The organism is Burkholderia lata (genome assembly GCF_902499025.1).
Lineage (GTDB): Bacteria > Pseudomonadota > Gammaproteobacteria > Burkholderiales > Burkholderiaceae > Burkholderia > Burkholderia lata_C.
Window position 1 is genome coordinate 26258 of the sequence record NZ_CABVPW010000037.1, and the last position, 22764, is coordinate 49021.

General features: G+C 64.3%; 20 protein-coding genes, 1 tRNA gene and 1 pseudogene. 9 read left to right on the forward strand and 13 right to left on the reverse strand.

Annotated elements, in window-relative coordinates:
- Window positions 1–158: 158 nt before the first annotated feature.
- Window positions 159–1319 carry a porin gene (locus tag BDI24065_RS30675; RefSeq protein ID WP_175034384.1) on the reverse strand — a complete coding sequence of 387 codons (1161 nt, stop codon included), beginning with the start codon at window positions 1317–1319 and terminating at the stop codon, window positions 159–161.
- 316 nt (window positions 1320–1635) lie between these two features.
- Between BDI24065_RS30675 and BDI24065_RS30680 the strand changes: the two genes are divergently transcribed.
- On the forward strand, window positions 1636–1911 hold the full coding sequence (locus tag BDI24065_RS30680; RefSeq protein WP_175034385.1) for a DUF4148 domain-containing protein: 276 nt from the start codon (window positions 1636–1638) through the stop codon (window positions 1909–1911).
- A gap of 65 nt (window positions 1912–1976) precedes the next feature.
- Window positions 1977–2480: a hypothetical protein gene (locus tag BDI24065_RS30685; RefSeq protein ID WP_175034386.1), complete on the forward strand. Its 504-nt coding sequence runs from the start codon at window positions 1977–1979 to the stop codon at window positions 2478–2480.
- Between the two features lie 22 nt (window positions 2481–2502).
- Here BDI24065_RS30685 and BDI24065_RS30690 read toward each other — a convergent pair whose 3' ends face one another.
- Window positions 2503–3228, reverse strand: a complete 726-nt coding sequence (locus tag BDI24065_RS30690) for a ZIP family metal transporter (protein WP_175034387.1) — start codon at window positions 3226–3228, stop codon at window positions 2503–2505.
- A gap of 180 nt (window positions 3229–3408) precedes the next feature.
- Window positions 3409–4704: an O-acetylhomoserine aminocarboxypropyltransferase/cysteine synthase family protein gene (locus tag BDI24065_RS30695; protein WP_175034388.1), complete on the reverse strand. Its 1296-nt coding sequence runs from the start codon at window positions 4702–4704 to the stop codon at window positions 3409–3411.
- Window positions 4705–4836: 132 nt separating this feature from the next.
- On the opposite strand from BDI24065_RS30695, the gene BDI24065_RS30700 reads away from it, so the two are divergent.
- Window positions 4837–5505: an O-methyltransferase gene (locus tag BDI24065_RS30700; RefSeq protein ID WP_175034389.1), complete on the forward strand. Its 669-nt coding sequence runs from the start codon at window positions 4837–4839 to the stop codon at window positions 5503–5505.
- Between the two features lie 269 nt (window positions 5506–5774).
- Here BDI24065_RS30700 and gfa read toward each other — a convergent pair whose 3' ends face one another.
- The 4 genes from gfa to BDI24065_RS30720 all read right to left on the reverse strand — a co-directional run bounded on the left by gfa (window position 5775) and on the right by BDI24065_RS30720 (window position 10600).
- Window positions 5775–6350, reverse strand: a complete 576-nt coding sequence (gfa, locus tag BDI24065_RS30705; RefSeq protein WP_175034390.1) for an S-(hydroxymethyl)glutathione synthase — start codon at window positions 6348–6350, stop codon at window positions 5775–5777.
- 22 nt (window positions 6351–6372) lie between these two features.
- Window positions 6373–7482 carry an S-(hydroxymethyl)glutathione dehydrogenase/class III alcohol dehydrogenase gene (locus BDI24065_RS30710; protein ID WP_175034426.1) on the reverse strand — a complete coding sequence of 370 codons (1110 nt, stop codon included), beginning with the start codon at window positions 7480–7482 and terminating at the stop codon, window positions 6373–6375.
- 638 nt (window positions 7483–8120) lie between these two features.
- A complete protein-coding gene (locus tag BDI24065_RS30715; RefSeq protein ID WP_175034391.1) occupies window positions 8121–8966 on the reverse strand; it encodes an IclR family transcriptional regulator in 846 nt (281 codons plus the stop codon).
- 137 nt (window positions 8967–9103) lie between these two features.
- Window positions 9104–10600 carry an aspartate ammonia-lyase gene (locus tag BDI24065_RS30720; RefSeq protein WP_175034392.1) on the reverse strand — a complete coding sequence of 499 codons (1497 nt, stop codon included), beginning with the start codon at window positions 10598–10600 and terminating at the stop codon, window positions 9104–9106.
- A 386-nt stretch (window positions 10601–10986) separates the two neighbouring features.
- On the opposite strand from BDI24065_RS30720, the gene fghA reads away from it, so the two are divergent.
- From fghA to BDI24065_RS30735, 3 genes are all read left to right on the forward strand, one after another.
- A complete protein-coding gene (gene fghA, locus BDI24065_RS30725; protein ID WP_175034393.1) occupies window positions 10987–11829 on the forward strand; it encodes an S-formylglutathione hydrolase in 843 nt (280 codons plus the stop codon).
- Window positions 11830–11896: 67 nt separating this feature from the next.
- Entirely contained in the window at window positions 11897–13192 is a 1296-nt protein-coding gene (locus tag BDI24065_RS30730) for a dicarboxylate/amino acid:cation symporter (protein ID WP_175034394.1), read from the forward strand.
- 101 nt (window positions 13193–13293) lie between these two features.
- Window positions 13294–14469, forward strand: a complete 1176-nt coding sequence (locus BDI24065_RS30735) for an aminotransferase class V-fold PLP-dependent enzyme (protein WP_175034395.1) — start codon at window positions 13294–13296, stop codon at window positions 14467–14469.
- A gap of 90 nt (window positions 14470–14559) precedes the next feature.
- Here the strand turns inward: BDI24065_RS30735 and BDI24065_RS30740 are convergent.
- The 4 genes and pseudogenes from BDI24065_RS30740 to BDI24065_RS30755 all read right to left on the reverse strand — a co-directional run.
- A pseudogene (locus BDI24065_RS30740) lies at window positions 14560–14706 on the reverse strand (DNA polymerase beta superfamily protein); the annotation flags it as partial.
- A gap of 55 nt (window positions 14707–14761) precedes the next feature.
- Window positions 14762–15985, reverse strand: a complete 1224-nt coding sequence (locus tag BDI24065_RS30745; RefSeq protein WP_302479481.1) for an RtcB family protein — start codon at window positions 15983–15985, stop codon at window positions 14762–14764.
- 62 nt (window positions 15986–16047) lie between these two features.
- A complete protein-coding gene (locus tag BDI24065_RS30750; protein ID WP_175034396.1) occupies window positions 16048–17187 on the reverse strand; it encodes a slipin family protein in 1140 nt (379 codons plus the stop codon).
- A gap of 258 nt (window positions 17188–17445) precedes the next feature.
- Window positions 17446–17518 (reverse strand) — tRNA-Phe (locus BDI24065_RS30755).
- 338 nt (window positions 17519–17856) lie between these two features.
- Here BDI24065_RS30755 and rtcR point away from each other — a divergent pair.
- Both rtcR and BDI24065_RS30765 read left to right on the forward strand, forming a co-directional pair.
- On the forward strand, window positions 17857–19482 hold the full coding sequence (gene rtcR, locus BDI24065_RS30760; protein ID WP_175034397.1) for an RNA repair transcriptional activator RtcR: 1626 nt from the start codon (window positions 17857–17859) through the stop codon (window positions 19480–19482).
- Window positions 19483–19555: 73 nt separating this feature from the next.
- Window positions 19556–20080 carry an SUKH-3 domain-containing protein gene (locus tag BDI24065_RS30765; RefSeq protein WP_175034398.1) on the forward strand — a complete coding sequence of 175 codons (525 nt, stop codon included), beginning with the start codon at window positions 19556–19558 and terminating at the stop codon, window positions 20078–20080.
- A gap of 38 nt (window positions 20081–20118) precedes the next feature.
- On the opposite strand, the gene BDI24065_RS30770 is transcribed toward BDI24065_RS30765, so the two are convergent.
- Window positions 20119–20709 carry a nuclear transport factor 2 family protein gene (locus tag BDI24065_RS30770; protein WP_175034399.1) on the reverse strand — a complete coding sequence of 197 codons (591 nt, stop codon included), beginning with the start codon at window positions 20707–20709 and terminating at the stop codon, window positions 20119–20121.
- Window positions 20710–20837: 128 nt separating this feature from the next.
- Between BDI24065_RS30770 and BDI24065_RS30775 the strand changes: the two genes are divergently transcribed.
- Window positions 20838–21380: a MarR family winged helix-turn-helix transcriptional regulator gene (locus BDI24065_RS30775; protein WP_175034400.1), complete on the forward strand. Its 543-nt coding sequence runs from the start codon at window positions 20838–20840 to the stop codon at window positions 21378–21380.
- 58 nt (window positions 21381–21438) lie between these two features.
- Here the strand turns inward: BDI24065_RS30775 and BDI24065_RS30780 are convergent, their stop codons facing one another.
- On the reverse strand, window positions 21439–22650 hold the full coding sequence (locus tag BDI24065_RS30780; protein ID WP_175034401.1) for an IscS subfamily cysteine desulfurase: 1212 nt from the start codon (window positions 22648–22650) through the stop codon (window positions 21439–21441).
- Window positions 22651–22764 lie beyond the last annotated feature (114 nt).

Genomic DNA, 22764 nt, shown 5'->3' on the forward strand with positions numbered 1-22764 from the left:
TCCGGGCCTAACGCGTGACGTGCCGTGCGGCAGCGACCCGCTTGCGTGGTCTGGAACGGGCGCTGCCCGTCACGTTTCCGATCGTAGCGATACGACGCTTCGCGAACCTGATCGGAACATGAAATTTTCGTCATGCGACGCGCGTAGGGCCGCCGCGATCAGAACCGGTGGCGCAACCCGAGATTGACGATGCCCTGCGTGCGCGTGCCGCCATAGCCATAGGAGCCGATCGACGCCTGTGCCGTTTGCGTGCCGCCGTCGAGTGTGCGCTGTTCGCCATTCGCGCGTTGCCACGCACCGACCGCGTAGAGATCGGTGCGCTTCGACAGCACGTAGTCGGCACCGGCGGACACTTGATGGTAGGTCGCGCTCGTATCGCCGCCGGCACGCGTGTAGCTGTAGCCGACGCCGATGAGCAGGCTGGGCGTCGCCTGATAGTTGAAGAAACCGCGCGCGGTGTCGTACTTCTGCGTGCTGCGAAATGCGGACATCGCATCGGCCTTGTACAGCGCGTTGCTGTAGTCGATGCCGATCGCGAATGGTGCGAAGTTGTAGCGCAGCGCGCCGCGCGCGATGCCGATCGATTTTGCCGAGATGTAGCCGCCATTGACCAGCGACCCGTCGAACGTGCCGTCGGAGGTGCCGTTCCAGCCGGTGCGGATGCCGTTGGCGAGCGACGAGCGATTGGCTGCGTAGTAGTAGCCGCCCGCCACGTCGACCGGGCCGTTGCTGTACGACAGGCCGGCCGACCAGGTTTGCCCGGCGCCGCTCTTGCCTGCCACGCCGCCGAGCGCATACATACCGACGAACTGGAGTCCGTTGATCACGGGCGACGTGTACTTCACCGCGTTGTCGGTGCGCGACGACGTGTCGTAGTTGTCGACGTCGCCGGGTGTCGCATAGACGCTGCCGAAGTAGAAGTCGCCAGTGACCGGCCACGCGACATCCGCGAGCGCGTCGTATTGGCGGCCGAGCGTCAGCGTGCCCCAGCGCGCGCTTTCGAGGCCGACGAATGCCTGCCGGCCGAACATCCGGTTGCCCTGCCCAAGCGCGCCGGTGTTCGGATTGAAGCCGTTTTCCAGCGTGAAGATCGCTTTCAATCCGCCGCCCAGGTCTTCCGCGCCCTTCACGCCGAAGCGGTTGCCGAGCAGGTTGCCGTTGCCGAGGCCGACGAGGTTCCTGCCGTCCGCGTTGGCGTTCCAGACGTACGTCAGCGATGTATCGAACAGGCCGTATAACGTGACTTCCGACGCATGTGCCGAGTGAGCGGTCGCGAGCAGTGCACCCGACATCACGGCGAGCCGAACGGGAGTTTTCATGGTGTGCCCCTGAGGTTCAAGATGATCGTTTCGTGCATCGGTCGATTCGGCGCCGCGCGTCGTGCCGGCGGGCGCGGAATGTCGCAATGGCGCTGCCGATTCTGGAAAGCGTTCGGATCGTGAAGGTGAGGGACAAATGAGAAAAATGTCATCGCCGCGTCATGAGCGCAGAAACGCGTGGCGATTTTTCATTCGCAGTGCGATGCAGTGCATGTCGAAGCGGTGACGAAACCGTCATGCTGCGATCACGATTCCGCACCGCTGTCGGCTCAAAGTAAACGCTCCTGTCACGGATTTCCAGCAAGGAGCGAACAACATGAACATTCCGCGACCGATGATCGTCATCGCCGCTGCCGCACTGTCGATGGCGGCCTTTTCGCAGGCCGTGGCCGCGCAGCAGAAGACCCGGCAGGAAGTCCGTCAGGAGCTGGTGCGGGCGCGGCACGACGGCGTGATCCCGAGCCCGAATCACGACTACCCGGCGAGCCCGGCCACCGTCGCGCGCAACCAGGAAATCCATCGCGCGACGGTGCATCGCGGCGAGGCGGCGCCGCTGGTCGATGCGCACGACAACCGCTTTGCGGTGCGTTGATCGTTCTTTCGCGGCCGACCGGCGCGGTGCCTGCCGGCCGCACCCCACACGAAGAGGAGAGTGCCATGCGCAATTTCGCGAAAGGAATCGTGCTCGCGGCGTGCCTGGTGTCGACGGCCGCGATGGCGGCCGGCTGGCCGGAGCGTGCGTTGTCGCACGCGTCGGCCCATGACGTCGGCCGGCGCGCGAACGAGCGGATGCGCTGCGAGTTCGCGGCCGTGCCGGCCGGCGAGTGGAGCGCGACGTTCACGCGCGGGCAATGCGAAGTCGACAACGGCCGGCTGACGTTCGTGCCGGCCGATGTGGGCGGCGGATCGACTGCCGCGCAGAAGCGGATCCTGCTTGGTGACGTCCGCACCGCGTCGCATCAGTCGCGCAAGCTGAAGGAGCAGCTGCAACTGTCGACAGGCGATGAAGTGATCGTGCTGAACGTGCTGACCGACGACGGCAGCCGCAAGTCGCGCGAACATGCGATCGATCTGTGGGCCGCGCTGCGCAACGAGGGCGTGACGCCTGTGAACGGCACGCGCATCGTCGATACGTATCCGACGGGCGCGACCACGTGGTAGCCGGTGCGCGGCGGCGCCCGGCTTATCCGGCCTTCACCGATCCTTCGAGCAGGAAGAACACGATGAAGCCGATGAAGAATGCGGCCGTCGCGAATGGCGTTTCAGGGACCTCGTGCGCTTCGACCAGCAATTCTTCGGTGACGAGGTACAGCAGCGCGACGGTGCCCAGCCCGAGCAGCGCCGCGTAGAGAGTGGGCGGAAGTCCGGCGAACGCCGCATTGCCGGCCACGGCCGCGAGGCTCAGCAGTGCCGCGAGCCCGACCGGTACGACGATCGACAGCAGGCGGCCGATGCCGGCGGCCGCGAGCGCCGCGCTGACCGACAGCGCGAGGAACAGCACTTCGAGCGTCAGCGCGACGGTCAGGATGATGCCGCTTTCGTCGCTTGCCGAGAACGCGATGCCGAGCACGAGGCCGTCGATGACGAGATCGATCGCGGTGACGATGATGAGGCTCATGGGCAGCCGCGCTTCTTCGAAGCGCGTCTCGATCGCGCCCGACAGCGCGCGGATCGCGAGCATCAGCGCGATGCCGAGCACGAAGCCGACGACGACCGGAAACAGCGCATGCGCGCGGTCCTGCGGCAGCAGCTCGAGCGCGGCGGCCGCGAACACGATGCCGCCGGTGAAATGCTGGATGACGCTGGACGTTTTCGGGCCGGGTGCGCGCCAGGCGGCCGCGAGGGCACCGAAGCAGGCCGCCAGCACGGGCGGTAACGTGAGCAGCGCAAGCTTCGCGGTCGGTGTCATGAGGCCTCTCGGACGGTTGGCGTACCGCGGCGGGCTCGGCATCGTGCCGCCCGCTGCATTGTACGTTCGTACACGCCGGGCGTTGCCCCGGCATCAACCGGGGATTGAACACCTTGAAGCCGCTTCAAGGTCAACCCATTCGAGGCGGGGCGCACCAGCAAGCCGGCGCGCCCGTTTCCGTCACAGGTGCGCGAGCGCCTGGTCGAGATCGGCGAGCAGGTCGTCGATATGCTCGATGCCGATCGACAGCCGCACCGTTTCTTCCTTCACGCCGGCCTTCGCGAGTTCGGCCGGCGACAGTTGCCGGTGCGTCGTCGATGCCGGGTGCGTCGCGAGCGATTTCGTGTCGCCGATGTTGACGAGCCGCGTGAACAGCTTCAGTGCGTCCTGGAACTTCGCACCGCCGTCACGTCCGCCCTTCACGCCGAACGTCAGGATGCCCGGCGCGCGGCCCGACAGGTAGCGCGCGACGAGCGGATGGTCCGGGTGATCGGGCAGGCCGGCATAGTTCACCCACTCGACGTGCTCGTGACGCGCGAGGTGCTGCGCGATCTTCAGCGCGTTGTCGCTGATCCGCTCGACGCGCAGCGCCAGCGTTTCGATGCCCTGCAGGATCTGGAAGGCATTGAACGGCGAGATGGCCGCGCCCATGTTGCGCAGCGGTACCACGCGCGCCCGGCCGATATAGGCGGCCGGCCCGAACGCTTCCGTGTAGACGACGCCGTGATAGCTGACGTCGGGCTCGTTCAGCCGCTTGAAGCGGTCCGCGTGCTCGGCCCACGGGAACTTGCCCGAATCGACGATCGCACCGCCGAGGCTCGTGCCGTGGCCGCCGAGATACTTCGTCAGCGAATGCACGACGATGTCCGCGCCGTGCTCGAACGGGCGCAGCAGGTACGGCGACGGCACCGTGTTGTCGACGATCAGCGGGATCCCGTGGCGATGCGCGACTTCCGCGAGCGCGGCGATGTCGGTGACGTTGCCGAGCGGGTTGCCGACCGATTCCGCGAAGATCGCCTTCGTGCGCGCGTCGATCAGCGGCTCGAACGATGCGGGGTCGCGCGGATCGGCGAAGCGCGTCGTGATCCCGTATTGCGGCAGCGTATGCGCGAACAGGTTGTAGGTGCCGCCATACAGCGAACTCGCAGACACGATGTTGTCGCCGGCTTCGGCGATCGTCTGGATCGCGTACGTGACCGCGGATTGCCCCGATGCAAGTGCCAGCGCGCCGATGCCGCCCTCGAGCGCGGCGATCCGCTGCTCGAGCACGTCCGTCGTCGGGTTCATGATCCGCGTGTAGATGTTGCCCTGGACCTTCAGGTCGAACAGGTCGGCGCCGTGCTGCGTGTCGTCGAATGCGTACGCAACGGTCTGGTAGATCGGTACGGCGACCGCGCGCGTGGTCGGGTCGGGACGATATCCGCCGTGCACGGCGATGGTTTCGAGGCGCCAGTTCGATGCGGCCTGATCGGTCATGGGTGCTCCGTCTGTTGTTGTGGTGGTCGGGCGATTATAGGAGCACGTGCGCGGCTACCCTTAGAACGAATGGTTTGTTGCTTATGGCGGCGCGACGCATAAAATGCCCTTTCCGCAAACGAGGGGTACACGATGAACCAGGATCACTGGAACCAGGTGGATGCGTATTTCTCCGCGACGCTCGTGCCGTCCGACGACGCGCTCGACGCCGCGCTGGCGGCGAGCGACGCGGCCGGGCTGCCCGCGATCAACGTCGCGCCGAACCAGGGCAAGCTGCTGCAACTGCTCGCGACGATCCGCGGCGCACGGCGGATTCTCGAGGTCGGCACGCTCGGCGGCTACAGCACGATCTGGCTCGCGCGCGCGTTGCCGCCGGGCGGCACGCTCGTGACGCTCGAACTGAACCCCGAGCATGCGAAGGTCGCGACGCGGAACATCGCGCATGCCGGGTTCGCGGAAGTCGTGACGGTGGTGGTCGGCAGCGCGAAGGACAGCCTCGCGCGGCTCGTCGACGCGGGCGAAGCGCCGTTCGATTTCATCTTCATCGATGCCGACAAGGACAACAACCCGGTCTATCTCGACGCGGCGCTGAAGCTGTCGCGGCCCGGCACGGTGATCGTCGTCGACAACGTCGTGCGCGGCGGGCGCGTGGCCGATCCGGACAATCGCGAGCCTGACGTGGTCGGTGTGCGCGACGGGTTCGCGCGTCTCGTGGCCGCTCCGAACCTCACGACGACCGCCGTGCAGACGGTCGGGCAGAAGGGCTGGGACGGGTTCTCGATCTCGATCGTCGGCGCGTGACGTGATGCGTCAGCGCGGGCTGGCTGCCGCATCGGCGCGTCGATACAGGCGTGGCCATTGATCGTTGGACAGGCCGTTGCCGGATCGTTGATTCGGGATCGATGTCTTCCGTCGTGCTGAACAGTGTTGACGGAGCGAGGGGGGGTAACGGTCTGTCGTGTCGACAGACCGGGCAGCGGTAGAGGGCGGGCCCGGGCACCGACAGTTGCCGGCGCCCGAAGCATACCGTGCGCGACAACCTGCTGCCGCGCTCGGCTGTGGCACTGAACTCACGCGTCCCGGTACGTGCCTTTGGCCTTGGCCGTGTGCGTCGCCAGCGCGTCCATCAATGCCGGACTCAGGCAGTCATAGGGTTCCAGGCCCTTGCTGCGCAGCGTTTCGCGCACGTCCGCCATCGACGACGGCGGAGTGCCGCTTTCGATGATCGACGACACGAAGGCGGCGAAACCCGGCCCGTCCCAGCCGGCATCCTGCGACAGCTCGGTATGGATGAAATCCAGGCCGTAGAACGCATGGTCGGCATTTTCGATACGCCCGAACAGATGCGTGCCGCAGGTGGAGCAGGCATGGCGCTGGATCAATGCCTTATCGTCCACGACGTGCAGTTTCTCGCCGTGCGCGGTCACGGTGACCTTGTCGCGCGGCACGACACCCACGACGGAAAACAGCGCACCGGCCGGCTTCCAGCACTTCGTGCAGCCGCACGCGTGATTGAATGCGACCTGGGCATCGATCCGAACCTCGACTGGATCCTGCGTGCACAGGCAGCGCAGCGTGCCGCCCGCGAACTGATCGGCGCCCTTTTGAATGCCGTGATCGACAGTGGGGTGAATGGCGACGGACATGGTCATGCTCCTTTTCGGTGGTTCAGTAGTGAACGACGGTTCGAATCGACTTCCCTTCGTGCATCAGGTCGAATGCTTCGTTGATCTCGGCGAGCGGTTTCGTGTGCGTCACGAACGGCGCAAGCTGGATCTTGCCGTTCATCGCATCCTCGACCATGCCCGGCAGTTCCGAGCGGCCCTTGACGCCACCGAACGCCGTACCGAGCCAGCGTCGGCCGGTGACGAGCTGGAACGGACGCGTCGAGATTTCCTGCCCGGCGCCGGCCACGCCGATGACAACCGATTGTCCCCAGCCGCGATGGGCGCATTCGAGCGCGGCGCGCATCACCTGGGTGTTGCCGATGCATTCGAAGCTGTGGTCGACGCCCCAGCCGGTCATGTCGACGATGACCTGCTGAATCGGTTTGTCGAAGTCCTTCGGGTTCACGCAGTCGGTGGCGCCGAACACGCGTGCCAGTTCGAATTTCCCCGGGTTGGTGTCGATCGCGATGATGCGACCGGCCTCGGCGAGCTTCGCGCCTTGAATGACGGCGAGGCCAATGCCGCCGAGCCCGAATACCGCCACGCTGTCCCCAGGCTGCACCTTCGCCGTGTTCTTGACTGCACCCAGGCCGGTGGTCACGCCGCAACCCAGGAGGCAAACTTGCTCCGGATTCGCATTCGGGTCGATCTTTGCGAGCGAGACTTCGGCAACGACGGTGTACTCGGAGAACGTCGAGCATCCCATGTAGTGATAGATGGGTTGTCCGTTGTAGCTGAAGCGCGTGGTGCCGTCGGGCATGACCCCTTTGCCTTGAGTGGCGCGCACGGACACGCACAGGTTGGTCTTGCCGCTCTTGCAGAACAGGCACTCGCCGCATTCGGCCGTATAGAGCGGGATCACGTGGTCGCCCGGTTTCACGCTCGTCACCCCTTCACCTACCTCGACGACGATGCCGGCGCCTTCATGGCCCAGCACGGCCGGAAACAGCCCTTCCGGGTCGTCGCCCGACAGCGTGAAAGCGTCGGTATGGCAGACGCCCGTGTGAGTGATCTTGACGAGCACCTCTCCTTTGCGGGGCGGTTCAACGTCAATCTCGACGATCTCGAGAGGCTTGCCAGGTGCGAATGCGACTGCGGCTCGTGATTTCATAAAGACCTCAATAGCGATGACGCGTCGAGCATGGTCTGACTCGACTAGCGACGTGGGAACAAGCGAGGGAAACGGCCTCATCAATCGTCGAGGCGATGCGCCGGGGGACTTGAGGTTCGACAAGTGAGGGCTTGCGGCGGTACCGGATCGGCCGTCACGTCTGCCCCTGTCGCTTACCGGAATGCCCGACGCCGAGAACCGGCGTTTCCGTCTCCGATTGGTAGAATACATCCAAAAAACGGAACTACCAAGTTCCATAAAATGAGATTTAATAGGTATTTTCCCGGTGCGGCAGGCGCTGCAGGCTTTGAGCCACCACGACGTTCGGGTTCGAATGATGTGATTCGCGTCGGTCAGGACGAGCGCGCGCAGTCTGTTGCGATACATCTCGACTGATTCAACGGTACCCCCGTGCTTGGCCCTCTGCGGTCGTCGTGGAACCGCCAACCGTTCTTTCGCGGGAGGGGGCGCGATGGAGCAGCTCGTCGCGCGGCTTGGGAACAGCAGGTTGCGCGGTCGTGATGCGGCACGCACGGTCGAAGGCCACTTCCCGGCAGAGGCGAGAGGCGGCCTAACCGATCGAGGCCAGGCTGTTCGAGGAGGTTGGAAGGGCGACTGCTCAGGTCGCCGTTGGCGCGTTAGGAGCGCTTGCGCCGAGGCGTCTTGACTTCAGGCTCGTCGTCGACATCTTCCGAGCCGACCGTACTGAGAATCTTGGTGATGCGAAGCGCCGCGGCTTGCATCATCGGCACGAGAAGCGTGATTTCCTCGAGCGACTTGCGTGCCTTCGGCGCCGAAATGCTCAGGCACGCAATGATGCGACCGTTGGGGCTGGCGATCGGAACAGCGGCGCCGACTACACCGATTGCGAACTCGGAGTCGTTCGTCGCATACCCCTGCTTGCGGACCTGCTCGATCTCGAGCCGAAGCCGATCGGGGTCCACGATGGTGTACGCCGTTATGGGCTCCCAGGGTCCGCTCAGCATGTAGGCGTCGAGCTGCTTTTTCTCCATGTTTGCGAGAAAAACCCGACCGCTGGATGTGCAGTGCGCGGGCGCTCGATGCCCTTTCTGGAAGTTCAGGGTGAGCGGCGAATTGCCAATGGCACTGTCGATGTACACCACTTCGGAACCCCGCATCACGCCCAGACTGACGGTCTCTGCAGTGCGGCGCGACAGTTCCATCAGGAGCGCATGGATCGGCCCGTTGGAGGTGGATGCTGCCAGGATGTTGGTCGCGAGTTCAAGCAAGCGTGGGCCGACCTGATATCGCCCGCGTTCCATCCCGTGCTCAAGAAATCCGAAGTCTTCGAGATTGCTGACCAGCCGGTGTGCGGTCGTCTTGGGAATGCCCAGCGCGGTCACGATATCCGAAGTCGTCACCCGGCCGAGCTGAGCCGTCATCTCGATGATGTGAAACGCGCGCTCGGTTGGAGAAACCTCTGGCTCGGGTACGTCGGGAATCGTGATGTCGACCTTGTGCATGACTTTCGTAGTTTCGCGTTCTGCAGACAAGCCGAGGTGCCTGCGGCAGGCGATATGTACGGGATGTGATCGCACAAGGATACCCGAAATATTTAGGGGGCAGAGCGCCCCGAAGGGCGCCCAGGCATCTTTGCGAATTAGTGAGCGGCCTTCGGAGCAGGCGTCACCGCACCCTCGCTCGGCTCGCAACTGACCGGTATTTCAGGCGTCAGCAAATATGAACGGGGTTGGTTTTCGGGAACGGTGAGCGCCAGCGGGTCCAGGATGCGGTCGAGGTCCGCTTTCGACAGAAGGCCGCTCGCCAAAACGAGGTCGTAGACTCGGGCTCCGGTTTCGAGCGCTTCGCGCGCGATTTTCGTCGCATTCGCGTAGCCGATGTACGGGTTGAGCGCAGTCACCACACCGATTGACCGTTCGACGCTGGCGCGCAATTGCTCATGATTTGCCACGATGCCGCGTACGCATCGGTCGGCCAGCGTTTTGCAGCCGGCGGCGAGATGCTGAATGCTCTTGAAGAGGCTGAACGCAATGATGGGTTCGAAGGCGTTGAGCTGAAGCTGCCCGGCTTCGGCCGCCATCGTGACGGTCAAGTCGTTGCCGATAACCTCGAACGCAATTTGGTTCACGACTTCCGGGATCACCGGGTTGACCTTGCCCGGCATGATGCTGGAACCGGCCTGCATCGGAGGAAGCTGAATTTCTCCCAGGCCGCAGCGCGGGCCCGACGAAAGCAGGCGCAGGTCGTTACATGTTTTGGAGAGCTTCACGGCGATGCGCTTGAGGACGCCCGAAACCTGGACGAAAGCGCCGCAGTCCTGAGTCGCTTCAACGAGGTTCCCGGCAGTGAGGAAAGCGTAGCCGGTGTTCTCCCGCAAGTGTCGGCAGACACCGGCAGCATAGTCGGGATGCGCGGTAATGCCGGTGCCGATCGCAGTAGCGCCCAGATTGATTTCGAGTAGCAGCAGACGCGCCTCTGCCAGGCGGGCCTCGTCTTCCTGAAGCATGACGGCGTAGGTGCTGAATTCCTGCCCGAGCGTCATCGGGACCGCATCCTGCAACTGCGTGCGCCCCATCTTCAGCACGCCGGCGAATTCCTCGGCTTTTGCCTCGAAAGCTGCGCGGAGGTAAGCCATGGCAACGAGCAGTTCGTCGATGTAGAACTGCAGCGCGAGCTTGATGGCGGACGGGTACACGTCGTTGGTGCTCTGACCGATGTTCACATGCTCGTTGGGATGGAGGCGGTGATAGTCGCCCCGTTCGGCGCCGAGGATCTCGAGGGCTCGGTTTGCGACGACCTCGTTTGCATTCATGTTGCTCGACGTGCCGGCGCCCCCTTGGATGACGTCGACGACAAAGTGCTCGTGATGCTTGCCGGCGATGATTTCCGTGCAGGCCGACGCGATCGCCTTCGTTCGCTCCGGGTCGATGAGGCCCAGTTCCGCATTGGTCTGCACGGCTGCCAGCTTGATTTCCGCGAGCGCGCGAACGAGCCGGCTGTATTGGCTGATGGGGATGCCGCTGATCGGGAAATTCTCGAGCGCCCGAAGGGTATGAACGCCATAAAGCGCGTTGTTGGGTACCTCGCGGTCCCCGAGCAGGTCGTGCTCGATGCGGTTGCTATCGGTCTGCGTCATCGCAATGTCTCTCATGGTGAAGTTACAAATCGCTCAGCCTGCATGGTGGAGATAGTGTACTCGCCATTTCCCGTAAAAAGGCACTTCATGGTTCCATTAAATGGGGTTTGTCGTAGGGACTATCCCTAGCGAGGATCGCTGCACAAAACAGCGCGAGTCCTCGCTTAGGCTTGCACGGTAAAGGAGAGGCGCCAATTCAGCATCAAGTACTCAGCGAATGCTGCAAAGATGAATCCTTGACAGTGGGATTTTGAGAACCAAAAATTGGAACAAGACGGTGATGTTGCTGGGTTGATCGATGGTTTCGCTTCTACTACAGAGGATTGCATGGACGTCCGAACAGCAGTTGCACTGAAGGGACGGGCGCAAGCCCACGCGGAGTCGGTATGAGTCTTGATCTCATCTCGAGCAGTCGCTGCTTTGACGGCAGTCAGCGCGTCTATTCATACAAGTCGGAAGCTTTGAAGTCCGATGCACGCTTCGCGGTCTATCTGCCGCCGGCAGCCGTCACCCGGCACGTTCCCGCCGTGTTCTGGCTTTCCGGCCTTACCTGCACCGAACAAAACTTCATCACCAAGGCGGGCGCGCAGCGCGCGGCCAGCGCGCTCGGTATCGCAGTCATCGCCCCGGACACGAGCCCTCGTGGCGCCGGCGTTCCGAACGATGATGCGTATGACTTCGGCCAAGGTGCCGGCTTCTATGTCGATGCGACTCGGGAGCCGTGGTCGCAGCACTACCGTATGTATTCGTACATCGTGGACGAACTACGCGAACGGGTTGCGTCGGAATTCCCGGTCGACGCGAAGCGCTTCGGTATTTCCGGGCACTCGATGGGCGGCCACGGTGCATTGACGATCGGCCTGCGCAATCCGTCGCTGTTCCGGACGATTTCAGCCTTTTCGCCGATTTGCGCGCCTGCCCAATGTCCTTGGGGCGAGAAGGCGTTGACTGGATACCTGGGTGATGACCGGGGGCAGTGGGAAAAGTATGACGCGACGCAGCTCATTGCGGAGAGGGGCTGGAGCGGTCCGGAAATCCTGGTCGACCAGGGCGAAGCCGACGAATTCCTCGAATCTCAATTGAGGCCGGACCTTTTGGTCGAGGCGGCCGCTCGAGGCGATGTCGAGCTACGACTCCGCCGGTGGCCCGGATACGACCACAGCTACTTTTTCATATCGACCTTCATCGCTTCGCATCTCGAGCATCACGCGCGTCACCTGCGTGCGTGATTAAAAAGTGTTGCATTAATCAGGACTCTTGATAAGTCCGACTGGTAGTTCCTGGAAGGAGACAACCATGAAGCGCATTCGACTTTCTACGTGGATTCTGATTGCACTCGTCGCCGGCGTGGTGATGGGTGCAGTCATTCACGGCACCACGGGGTCCGCCGAGCTCAACAAGCAGATCGCCGGATACCTGTCGATGCTGACGGACATCTTCCTGCGGCTGATCAAGATGATTATTGCCCCGCTGGTGTTCACCGGCGTCGTTGCAGGCATGAGCCATTGCGAACACCCGGGAGACGTGGGGCGCGTAGGAATTCGCGCGATGCTCTGGTTCGTTGCGGCGTCCATTCTTTCGCTGGTCCTCGGGCTCGCGCTGTCCAATCAAATGGGACTCGGCATTGGCGTCACGCCGCCACACACGGGTTCTGCCGGCGAGGTGAGCACCGCTGCATTCAGTTTGAAGAACTTCATCGCGCATATCGTGCCTCAGAGCATCTTCAATGCGATGTCGCAGAACGACGTAGTCGCAATTCTGGTGTTCGCACTGTTCTTCGGATTTGCCGTTTCGGCATACGGCGACAAGGAACCGGCCATCCGGCGTTTGAACCACGCCATCGAGGGTGCATTCAAGGTGATGTTGCGAGTGACCGGTTTTGTGATGGGGTTCGCGCCGGTTGGCGTGTTCGCCGCAGTTGCGTCGGTTGTGACGGTGCAGGGTTTGGGCGTCCTCGGAACCTACGGGAGGTTCATCGGTGGCGTGTACTCGGGGATGCTCCTGCTCTGCGCGTGTCTGGTGGCGATCGGCTTTGTGTTTCTGGGCAAGACGGTCTTCCGCCTCCTCGGCATCGTGAAGGAGCCGATGCTTATCGCGTTCTCGACTTCGAGCAGCGAGGCAACCTTCCCGAAAATGCTCGAACAACTGGAGAAGTTCGGCATCTCCAACCGGATTACGTCTTTCGTGTTGCCGCTGGCGTACTCATTCAACGCCGATGGCTCGATGATGTATCAGGCGTTCGCCTCCGTGTTCCTTCTGCAGGTCTATGGCATCCACATGTCGTTCGAGCAGCAACTCGGCATGCTGCTGGTGATGCTGGTGTCGAGCAAGGGTATTGCGGGTGTTCCGCGCGCATCGATCGTTGTCGTGGCCGCGACCCTGCCGCTCTTCGGCATCCCGGCAGACGGCATCGCGCTGTTGCTGGCCGCGGACACCTTCATCGACATGGGCCGTACCGTGACGAACGTGGTTGGCAACAGCATCGCATGTGCCGTCATCGCTAAATTCGAAGCGAAGCGCGAAGCGCAGCGCGAACGGGAGGCCGCGGCAATGCGTGAAATTCACGACCACGGCGGCCCGGCCCACGTTTGACCGAAGCGCCCGCCGGGGATCGTGCTTCCGACCGTCTTCTGAAATCGACCCAACGCCTTTGTTGAGGCTACGTTCCAATATTCCTTGAAGCGAGAATGAAAATGATTGCCACCGAAAAGCTTGCATCCGTTCGCGAACAGTTTCCTGTCACCAAGCGGCAGCTCTACCTCGATTCGGCCCACCAGACGCCGTTGTGCCTGCCGGTGCGTGACGCGCTGTATTCCTTCCTGACCGAAGGCAGCGAGATGGCCGGTCCGAAACCTGTCTGGGTGCGTCGTGTCGAAGCAACGCGCGCGAGCGTCGCGCGATTCTTCAATGCGGCGCCATCGGAAATCGCGTTCACGAAGAACACCTCGGAAGGCCTGAACATCGCGGCGAACGCGGTGCCGCTGGAAGCGGGCGACAACGTCGTGCTGATCGAAGGCGATCATCCGAACAACGCGTACGCGTGGCTGAACCTGCAGCGCAAGGGCGTGGAGGTTCGCTTCGCTCCGCTGAAGGATAACGAGATCGCGACGGCAAGGACGTTCGAGCCGTTCATCGATGAACGGACGAAGGTCGTTACGCTGTCGCACGTGACCTTCCACGCCGGCCAGGTGCACGACCTGGCGAGCATCGGCAAGCTGTGCAAGGAACGCGGCATCTACCTGGTCGTCGATGCAATGCAGTCGGTCGGCGTGATTCCGCTCGACGTCAAGGCGTTGAACATTTCGGTGCTTGCTGCAGGAACCCACAAGGGGCTGCTGGTACCGCAAGGTCTGGGGGTGCTGTACGTGGCAGACGGCCTCGATGAGCTGCGTCCGGCTTACCTCGCGATGTCGAGCATGTTGAACCCGCCGGCGGACTACATTGCCCGTCCGGACGACATGGCCGTTCGAAAGGATGCGCTGCGTTTCGAAATCGGCAACGTCAACCTTCCGGATCTGCATGCGCTGGACGCGGCAATCAAGCTGATCGAGAGCGTCGGCGTGCTGGAGATTCAGAAGCACGTGAACGAGCTCGGCGATACGCTGCTGACCAGGCTGGATGAGCTCGGCGTCAGTGTTGTGGGCCCGCGCGAGCGTGGCCAGCGCAATCACATCTACGTGCTCGATCTGCCGGTGGAGAAATGGGCCGGCTATTTTGCACGTAACGATGTGCGGGTTTCGCCGGAGCGCGGTGGCATCCGCGTGTCGCTGGCCATGTTCAACACCGCGGACGACATCAAACGCCTTGTCGATGTGATTCGCACCGGCCTCCGCGAGACTTCACCTGCCGTCGTCGCGCAAGTCGACTGAGGGTGCATGTTTCCCATGCAGGAATGGGGCAATCCGTATTGCACCCTCGTGTAGTCGAACCTGGGAGAACGAGCGATGCCGTGATTCACGACCGCGGCTGCCCGATTCGCACGCGAACAGCACGCTCACGTCGTGGCGGCGCTCGACTTCCGCAAGCTCCGCCATCACGCGCGCCCGCACCGCCGTGTCGACCGGATGCGCGTTGCGCACGGTCGTTATCGCCTGGTCGGTTTTCATTGTTGTCCCTTCCTTTTCGTTGTGCGCGGCCGCCGGCCATCGGCCGCGCACCGCGCTATCCTTTCACGCACACCACCTGCCGCAGCGTATGCACCACTTCGACGAGGCTGCGCTGGGCCGCCATCACCGCGTCGATGTCCTTGTAGGCCATCGGGATTTCGTCGACGACGCCCGCGTCCTTCCGGCATTCGACACCCTGCGTCGCCTTCACCTGGTCGTCAACGGTAAAGCGGCGCTTCGCTTCGGTGCGGCTCATCGTCCGGCCCGCACCGTGGCTGCACGAGCAGAAGCTGTCCGGGTTGCCGAGCCCGCGCACGATGAAGCTCTTCGCTCCCATCGAGCCCGGAATGATCCCGAGTTGCCCCTTCTGCGCGGATACCGCGCCCTTGCGCGTCACGAGCACGTCTTCGCCGAAGTGGCGTTCGCGCTGCACGTAGTTGTGGTGGCAGTTCACCGCGTGTTCGTCGACCGAGAACGGCTTCGCGATCACGCCGCGCGCCGCGCCGATCACCGCATCCATCATGGCCTGCCGGTTGCGCCGTGCGTAGTCCTGCGCCCAGCCGACCGCTTCGACGTAATCGTCGAAGTGCCGGCTGCCTTCGGTGAAATACGCGAGGTTGCGATCCGGCAGGTTCGCGATGTGCTGCCGCATGTCGGCCTGCGCGAGTTCGATGAACAGGCTGCCGATCGCGTTGCCGACGCCGCGAGAGCCGCTGTGCAGCATGAACCACACGTGGTCCGCTTCGTCGACGCACACTTCGATGAAGTGATTGCCGGTGCCGAGCGTGCCGAGATGCGCGTAGTGGTTCGTCTTTTCCAGCTTCGGATACTTGTCGACGATCCGCTGGAAGCCCGGTTGCAGCGACTTCCACGATTCGGTCACGGCGGCCGGCGTGCGGTCGCCCCACGCGCCCGGATCGCGGCGGCCCGGCGCACGGCCGTGCGGCACCGCGCGTTCGATCGCACTGCGCAGCCCCGCCAGCGAATCCGGCAGGTCGGACGCCGTCAGCGTCGTGCGCGCGGCCATCATTCCGCAGCCGATGTCGACGCCGACCGCGGCCGGAATAATCGCGCCCTTCGTCGGGATCACGCTGCCGATCGTCGATCCCTTGCCGAGGTGGACGTCCGGCATCACCGCGACGTGGCTGAAGATGAACGGCAACTGCGCGGTGTTGCGCAGTTGCGCGCGTGCTTCGTCTTCGACGGCGACGCCTTGCGTCCACATCTTCACCGGCTTGCCGTTGGCCAGTTCCATCACCTGGTAATCCATGTCTGTCATTTGCTTCACCTGATTCATTCGTTCGTCCGGCGCGGCACACGTGTGCCGCGCCGTTTGATGCATTACGCACCCTTGATGCTGACGAGTCCGTTCAGCACCTGGTCGAGACCGCCGAACACCGAGATGCGGTCGATCCGTTCCGCGACGCGCTCGAGCGTTTCCAGCTCCTTGAGCCGCAGCGCGGTCGGGTTTTCTTCCATCACCTTCGCGGTGTTCAGCAGCGAACGCGTGGCCGCCGTTTCCTCGCGGCGGCGAATCACGTTCGCCTGCGCGGATTTCTCCGCTTCGACCACCTGCGCGAGGATCGTCTTCATGTCGCCCGGCAGCACGATATCCTTCACGCCGACGCTGCGCACTTCCACGCCGGAATGGCCGAGGCGGGCGCGCACCTGCGCGATCACGACGTCGTCGATCGACTGCTTGTCCTCCAGCAGTTCGTCGAGCGAGCGCGTGCCGACGGCCGAGCGCAGTGCGAACTGCAACTCGCGATACAGGTGCTCGACCGGCTTCTGCAGCTGGCCGAACGCGTGCAGCACGTCCGCATAGCACCACGTCGCCGACAGGTTCAGCCGCAGCGCGACCTTGTCGCGCGTCAGGATTTCCTGCCCGCCGACTTCGATCGCCTGCACGCGCAGGTCGACGAGTTCGACCGCGACGTCGCGGTTGAAGCGCCAGAACGCCGCTACTCCTGCGTCCAGCAACCGCTCGATCTTGCCGTCGATCTTCAGCACGCCGACGTGGTACGCCGGTACCTGCGCCAGCAGCACGCCCGTCAGGCCTGCCACACCGCGCGCACGCAGCGCCGGCTGCGCGATGCGCTTCACGAGCGCGGCCGGCAGCATGCTGTTTTGCGCGAGATCGACGCGTTCGAGGCGGTGCGTGGTCAGGCCGCGCCAGTACAGCCGGCGCGTGCCCGGCGCCAGGATCTCGACGAGCACGTCGTCTTCGTAGCGCAGACCCGCTTCATCGTCGGCGAGATCCATCGCGACGAAGTATTGCGCGAGCACATCCTGCGCGTCGTGACGCAGGTAGTCGGCCAGTGCCGCGTCGGCGAGCGGCGCGTCGAGACGCGCGGTCTGCACCGACAGGCGCTTGAACGGATCGAAGGCCTTGAACACGCCCGGTTCCAGCACCTTCACGAAATCGCCCTCGCTCATCAGCAGCGCGCGTTCGTTCTTTTTCACTACATGTCGCTTCCACATATTCTTGTCCTTTTCTTCAATGGCCGCCGGGTGACGCGCATCGTGCGGATCGCGGGGCGACGCAACCGGGCGGGCGGCGCGCTGGCCCGGCGTCGAAGGGCACGGTGACGCGTCCTGCATTGCGTCGTCGTGCGCCTTCGCGCGGGCCGTGCGGCCGCCCGGCCGATCGCGCGGAACCGCAACCGGTCCGACGCGCGGCGGGCCTTGCGGCCCGCACCGGCGGGTACTGCTTTCATTACAAGGCTGTCGTTACGGACAGCGTTCGGACGGGATTCGAACCCGCCACCGGCCGGCTTTCGCCGGCTGCTCGACCTGAATGAGCTTCCGAACAGTGGGCGCCCCGGGATTCGAACCCGGACGAGGCAGCCTGGCGCGCGCCCCTTTGCCTTCATCTGTCCATGGCGGCATGCGCTGCCGCGACGAACGAGGTTCGGCGGCGGCGCACCAGCAGGGCTTTGTGAACCCTGGCTCGCGGGCCAGCGGGACATCCGGCGCTTTCTATTTAGCGAGGAGCGTGCCAGCGGGCGCGTTTGGGAGTTGAATATTTTTTAAGCGATTGAAAATAAAGAGAATTTATTTGACTTGGGTGGTTGGGTGCCGATGCTTCCCGCATCGCGTCATCGTGAAAATCCGATACAATCGGATCGCTTCTTATCCCATGAGATAAACATGCGAAAGACTGTCGCCATCGGCTTTCTCGGCACCGTGCTCGACCAGGGCGGCCGCGCGCCGCGCCGTTACCGCAAATGGCGGCCGACGATTTCGCTGTGCGAGCAGCCCGAGCTGCCGATCGACCGGCTCGAACTGCTGCATTCGCTGGACTACACGCGTCTCGCCAACAAGGTGCGGGACGATCTCGCGCGACTGTCGCCGCAGACCGACGTGCGGCTCACGCCGGTCACGCTCCACGACCCGTGGGATTTCGAGGAGGTCTATGCGACGCTGCATGACTACGCGCGTGCGTATCCGTTCGACCTCGAGCACGAGGATTACCTGATCCACATCACGACCGGCACGCACGTCGCGCAGATCTGCTGGTTCCTGCTGGCGGAGGCGCGCTACCTGCCCGCGCGTCTCGTGCAGACGGGGCCGCCGCAGCAGACCGACGAGGGGCCGAGCGGACCGGGCACGATATCGGTGATCGATCTCGACCTGTCGCGCTACAACCGGATCGCGCAGCGCTTCACGCGCGAGCGCGACGAAACGGTGTCGTTCCTGAAGGCCGGCATTGCGACCCGCAACGCGCGCTTCAACGCGCTGATCGAGCAACTGGAGCGCGTGGCCGTGCGTTCGCGCGCGCCGATGCTGCTGGTCGGGCCGACGGGCGCCGGCAAGTCGTTTCTCGCGAAGCGCGTGTACGAGCTGAAGCGCGGCCGCCATCGGCTCGCGGGGCCGTTCATCGAGATCAACTGCGCGACGCTGCGCGGCGACGCGGCGATGTCGACGCTGTTCGGTCACGTGAAGGGCGCGTTCACCGGCGCGCAGTCGGCGCGGGCCGGGCTGCTGCGCGCGGCGGACGGCGGCCTGCTGTTTCTCGACGAGATCGGCGAACTCGGGCTCGACGAACAGGCGATGCTGCTGAAGGCGATCGAGGAGAAGCGTTTCCTGCCGGTCGGCGCGGACGTCGAGGCGACCAGCGATTTCGAGCTGATCGCGGGCACGCACCGCGACCTGCGGCAGATGGTGGCGGCCGGCACGTTCCGCGAGGATCTCTACGCGCGGATCAACCTGTGGACATACGAATTGCCGGGGCTGGCCGAGCGCCGCGAGGACATCGAACCGAACCTCGAATTCGAGCTCGACCGTTTCGGCCGCGAGCAGGGCGAGCAGGTGCGGTTCAACGTCGAGGCGAAGCGGCGCTATCTCGCGTTCGCCGCATCGGCGCGCGCGGCGTGGGCCGGCAACTTCCGCGAGCTGTCCGCGTCGGTCACGCGGATGGCGACGCTCGCCGATGCGGGGCGGATCACCGAGGCGCTCGCCGAGCAGGAAGTCGAACGGCTGACGCGCACGTGGTCGTCGCCGGGCCCGGGCGGCGCGGGTGCGTCCGATGCTTGCGTCGATGCGGTGTTCGGCGCACGTGCGGCGGAACTCGACCTGTTCGATCGTGCGCAGCTCGAACGCGTGCTCGACGTGTGCCGCGTATCGGCTAGCCTGTCGGAAGCTGGACGCACGCTGTTCGCGGTATCGCGGCAGAGCAAGAAGCAACCGAACGATGCGGACCGGCTGCGCAAGTATCTCGCGCGGTTCGGGCTGGATTGGGAAGGCGTGCGGCAGGCGCTCGACGGGGTGCAGTGATGGGCCCGTGCGCGTCATGCCGTCAAGGCGTCGTGCGTGCGGTATCGCGTGTGAAAACTACAGGAGTGTTGTCGTGATCGAGATTCCGTCGACGGTCAGGCCGTTGTTCGTCGCAGCCGGTTGGCGCGGCGATGCCGATGGCCGCGTGTCGTCACGCGCTGACGACCATCCGGGCAATGCGATTCTGCGCGCGTTCGACGGGTTGATCGTGGGAACGGATCGCGCCGATCGCCGCGGGGAAACCTGCGCGCGGATGGGGCTCGCGTTTCATGCGCTGGCGCGCAACGATCGCCAGATTGCCGCGTGGGAACAGGCGCTCGGGACGACGATGATCGGTATTGCCGAGGACGATCTCGGCTACGTCGAGTTTTATGTCGATGCGCAGGGGCGTGTGTTCGCGACCAATTGCGTGGTCGATGGCGTGTATCTGTGCGGATTCACGTTCGGCGAAGCGGTCGAGCGGACGTTGTGCGGGCGGGTCGCGATTCCGCTAGTGCTCGACGATCGCGCGACGATTGCCTACTACGGCGAGGATCTGACGAGCGACGATCCGCGCGTGATGACGGCCGCGCAGCTTCTCGCCGGGCGCGACGGTTAGCGCCCGCGCCGTGACGCGCTTGCGCGGCCGGCCGTGCTTCAACCGGCCGCGGCTGCCTGCCGGAACGGCGCCAGGAATGCCCAGTCCGGCTGCGCTGCCGCCACATCCGCGAGCCCGCGCGCGAACGCGTGCGCCGGCAGCCACGGATATCCGAACGCCGCATGCAGCGCATCGAGTTTCGCCGACTTCGGATCGTCGATCGTATCCATCCGTGCGATATGAATATGCAGCGCGGCAATCCGCGCGACGTCTTCGCCTTCGTCGTTGCCCGCGAACTGCCAGCGGTACGTGCCATGCCCGATCCGCAACGCGCCGTTGTCCTTCTGCCGCATCACGACGAGCCACGACATCCCGCTGACGCCGTGCGGGTCGACTTCGGGTTCCGTGCAAACGTAATAGGTCCGGCATCGCTCGAAACGCTCGCCGAATTCCTCGACCAGCGTGCGCGCAATCGCGGTCGCGCCCGACACGCGCGGCGGAAAGTCGATGTCGTCGTTCGCGAGCGAAAAGCTCAGCTCGGCATCGGCCGCGAAGCAGTCGGCGATCAGCGCGGGCCGGTTCAGGTCCTTCGCGCGCAGATAGCATTCGAGCAGCGCACGGACCGACGCGGGATGAAGTGGGAAGGGCATGGACAAGACTCCTGTATCGGGAAATCGGGCCACATGCATCGGCCGGGCCGGGCCCGGGGCATATGTGCCTTTGCCGTATAATTTCGTTTCAAAGCTAAATTCGCATGACCGTACGGAGCGTCGAAGTCATGGCCAAGCAGCAAGAGGAGTCCGTTCTGACCATTACCAACCCGGCCTGCCTGATCGACGGCACGGACACGGAATTCCGTCACCTGATCAACGGGCTGCTGCCTTTCGCGGCCCGCCTGCTGTCGGTGCGCGACGGCTTCGGTTCGCTGATCGGCCTCACCGGCATCCAGTACTCGCTGCTCGTCTCGGTCTCGCATCTGTCGCACGACGACGTCGTGACCGTCAACCGCCTCGCCGATCACCTGCACCTCAGCGGCGCATTCGTCACGATCGAGACCGGCAAGCTGAAGAAGCTCGGCCTGATCGACAAACGCTCGGACCCCGACGACAAACGCAAGATGCGGCTCACGGTCACGCCGGCCGGCTCGAAGCTGCTGAAGGCGTTCGCCGATACGCAGCAGCGCATCAACAACGTGCTGTTCGAGGGCGTGACGAAGACCGAATTCAAGGCACTCTGCTCGGTGGTCGACCGCCTCGTCACCAACGGCGACCGCGCGACGCTCGATCTCGCGCACCTGATCGCACGCCAGGAAAAAGGCTGACGCGTACCCGCCGCGGGCCTGCCAGCGATCGCCGGCGGGCCTGACGCTGCGGTTGCGCTCAGTGCGCGGCCCACTCGATCGTATTCAGGTCGACCCCTTCGAGATGCATGTCCCACAGCGGGCTCAGCTCACGCAGCTTGCCGACCGTGTCGCGCACCTGCGCGATCACGCTGTCGACTTCGGCTTCGGTCGTGAAGCGGCCGAGCGTGAAGCGGATCGAGCTGTGCGCGAGCTCGTCGCTGCGGCCCAGCGCGCGCAGCACGTACGACGGCTCCAGCGATGCCGACGTGCACGCGGAGCCTGACGATACCGCGACGCCCTTGATCCCCATGATCAGCGATTCGCCTTCGACGAAATTGAAGCTGACGTTCAGGTTGTGCGGAATCCGGCGAGCGAGATCGCCGTTCACGTAAACCTCGTCGAGCGTCGACAGGCCGGCCAGCAGCCGGTCGCGCAACGCGCCGACGCGGCGGCTTTCTTCCCCCATCTCTTCCTTCGCGAGCCGGAACGCCTCGCCCATCCCGACGATCTGGTGCGTCGGCAGCGTGCCCGAGCGCATGCCGCGCTCGTGGCCGCCGCCGTGCATCTGCGCTTCGATCCGCACGCGCGGCTTGCGGCGCACGTACAGCGCGCCGATTCCCTTCGGGCCGTAGACCTTGTGCGCGGTCACCGTCAGCAGGTCGACGTTCAACGCATTCACGTCGACCGGAATCTTGCCGGCTGCCTGCACCGCGTCGCAGTGGAACACGATGCCGCGCGCGCGACACAGCGCGCCAATCTCGGCCACCGGCTGGATCACGCCCGTTTCATTGTTCGCGAGCATCACCGACACCAGGATCGTGTCGGCACGCAGCGCCTGCCGCAGGGTATCGAGATCGAGCAGGCCGTCTTCACGCACGTCGAGGTACGTGACGTCGAAGCCCTGGCGTTCGAGTTCGCGGCACGTATCGAGCACGGCCTTGTGTTCGGTCTTCACCGTGACGAGATGCTTGCCCTTGCCCTGGTAGAAGTGCGCGGCGCCCTTGATCGCGAGGTTGTTGCCCTCGGTCGCGCCGGAGGTCCACACGATTTCGCGCGGATCGGCGCCGAGCAGCGCGGCGACGTGCGCGCGCGCTTCCTCGACGGCCTGCTCGGCATCCCAGCCGTAGCTGTGGCTGCGCGAAGCCGGGTTGCCGAACTGCTCGTGCAGGAACGGCACCATTTTGTCGACCACGCGCGGATCGACGGGCGTCGTCGCGCTGTAGTCCATGTAGATCGGACGGGATTGCATCGAAGCGGCTCCGGAAAGCGAGGTCTCCCGCGGTGCCCGAAAGCGCCGCGGAACAGGGTAGCCGCAGTGTACGTGGACATTCGCGGGCGCCGCGCAACACCCATCCCGACAGTA

Bases quoted from the DNA above. Each gene is read 5' to 3' on its own strand.
- BDI24065_RS30675 (WP_175034384.1), bottom strand. From the start codon at position 1,319: ATGAAAACTCCCGTTCGGCTCGCCGTGATGTCGGGTGCACTGCTCGCG.
- BDI24065_RS30680 (WP_175034385.1), top strand. From the start codon at position 1,636: ATGAACATTCCGCGACCGATGATCGTCATCGCCGCTGCCGCACTGTCG.
- BDI24065_RS30685 (WP_175034386.1), top strand. From the start codon at position 1,977: ATGCGCAATTTCGCGAAAGGAATCGTGCTCGCGGCGTGCCTGGTGTCG.
- BDI24065_RS30690 (WP_175034387.1), bottom strand. From the start codon at position 3,228: ATGACACCGACCGCGAAGCTTGCGCTGCTCACGTTACCGCCCGTGCTG.
- BDI24065_RS30695 (WP_175034388.1), bottom strand. From the start codon at position 4,704: ATGACCGATCAGGCCGCATCGAACTGGCGCCTCGAAACCATCGCCGTG.
- BDI24065_RS30700 (WP_175034389.1), top strand. From the start codon at position 4,837: ATGAACCAGGATCACTGGAACCAGGTGGATGCGTATTTCTCCGCGACG.
- gfa (WP_175034390.1), bottom strand. From the start codon at position 6,350: ATGTCCGTCGCCATTCACCCCACTGTCGATCACGGCATTCAAAAGGGC.
- BDI24065_RS30710 (WP_175034426.1), bottom strand. From the start codon at position 7,482: ATGAAATCACGAGCCGCAGTCGCATTCGCACCTGGCAAGCCTCTCGAG.
- BDI24065_RS30715 (WP_175034391.1), bottom strand. From the start codon at position 8,966: ATGCACAAGGTCGACATCACGATTCCCGACGTACCCGAGCCAGAGGTT.
- BDI24065_RS30720 (WP_175034392.1), bottom strand. From the start codon at position 10,600: ATGACGCAGACCGATAGCAACCGCATCGAGCACGACCTGCTCGGGGAC.
- fghA (WP_175034393.1), top strand. From the start codon at position 10,987: ATGAGTCTTGATCTCATCTCGAGCAGTCGCTGCTTTGACGGCAGTCAG.
- BDI24065_RS30730 (WP_175034394.1), top strand. From the start codon at position 11,897: ATGAAGCGCATTCGACTTTCTACGTGGATTCTGATTGCACTCGTCGCC.
- BDI24065_RS30735 (WP_175034395.1), top strand. From the start codon at position 13,294: ATGATTGCCACCGAAAAGCTTGCATCCGTTCGCGAACAGTTTCCTGTC.
- BDI24065_RS30745 (WP_302479481.1), bottom strand. From the start codon at position 15,985: ATGACAGACATGGATTACCAGGTGATGGAACTGGCCAACGGCAAGCCG.
- BDI24065_RS30750 (WP_175034396.1), bottom strand. From the start codon at position 17,187: ATGTGGAAGCGACATGTAGTGAAAAAGAACGAACGCGCGCTGCTGATG.
- rtcR (WP_175034397.1), top strand. From the start codon at position 17,857: ATGCGAAAGACTGTCGCCATCGGCTTTCTCGGCACCGTGCTCGACCAG.
- BDI24065_RS30770 (WP_175034399.1), bottom strand. From the start codon at position 20,709: ATGCCCTTCCCACTTCATCCCGCGTCGGTCCGTGCGCTGCTCGAATGC.
- BDI24065_RS30775 (WP_175034400.1), top strand. From the start codon at position 20,838: ATGGCCAAGCAGCAAGAGGAGTCCGTTCTGACCATTACCAACCCGGCC.
- BDI24065_RS30780 (WP_175034401.1), bottom strand. From the start codon at position 22,650: ATGCAATCCCGTCCGATCTACATGGACTACAGCGCGACGACGCCCGTC.